Genomic DNA, 1023 nt, shown 5'->3' with positions numbered 1-1023 from the left:
GTGTGACTCTGAGCACTTCATCAATGGTTGTTAAGCCATTTGCTATTTTATTTGCGCCGCTTAGCCTTAGTGAATACATCCCTTCTTTAATTGCTTCTTTTCTGAGCTCTGCTACTTGACCGCTTTCGTGTATGTGCCCTTTTAAGCTTTCGGATAAGGGCATGATTTCATAAACGCCTGCTCGACCGCGATAGCCTGTTTGTCGACATTCTTGGCAGCCGACGGGTTGTTGCGCATTTTGAGGCAAAGGTGTTTTCCAAGGTCTGGTAAGCATTTTCCAGTCTTCCTCTTCAAGCTCGACAGGTGTCTTGCAGGACGTACAAAGGGTTCTAACCAGCCTTTGGGCCATCACGCCCAATACCGTTGCTTTTATTAGGTATGGAGGGATGCCGAGTTCCATTAATCGCGTGATTGCGCTGGGTGCGTCATTAGTATGCAGTGTCGAAATAACCAGGTGGCCTGTCAGGGCAGCTTGTATTGCCATCTCGGCTGTTTCCAGGTCTCTTATTTCACCAATCATTATGATATCGGGGTCTTGTCGCATAAGGGCTTTAATGCCGCTGGCGAAATCCAGGTCGATATTTTGTTGGATCTGCATCTGATTGAAGGCAGGTTCTACCATTTCAATCGGATCTTCAATCGTGCTGACATTAACTTCGGGTGTCGCGAGTTCACGCAAGGTCGAATAGAGCGTTGTCGTTTTTCCTGAACCGGTCGGGCCGGTAACGAGAATAATGCCATTTGGCTGACCGGTCATTTGCTTCCAGCGTTTTAAATCTTCGCTAGAAAAGCCTAACTCAGAGAATGAGCATTGTAAGACTTCCGGATCGAAAACACGCATTACTAGTTTTTCGCCAAAGGCGGTAGGCAGGGTTGAAAGACGGAGCTCTATTTCCTTCTCATTGCTGTTACGTGTTTTTATTCGGCCATCTTGTGGTTTTCTTTTTTCGGCGACATTGAGGCGACCTAGAATCTTGAAGCGGCTGGTAACCGCGATGCCTACTTTGGCGGGAAATTCATAGA

Annotated in this window: 1 protein-coding gene; it reads right to left on the bottom strand. The window is 47.1% G+C overall.

All coding sequences use genetic code 11. From position 1 onward, the window contains the following. The coding region (locus A3757_RS24900; RefSeq protein ID WP_197470308.1) for a GspE/PulE family protein at positions 1 to 1023 on the bottom strand (1023 nt) is incomplete at both ends.

It is taken from the genome of Oleiphilus sp. HI0117, assembly GCF_001635235.1.
This window is presented reverse-complemented; position numbering and strand designations above follow the sequence as displayed.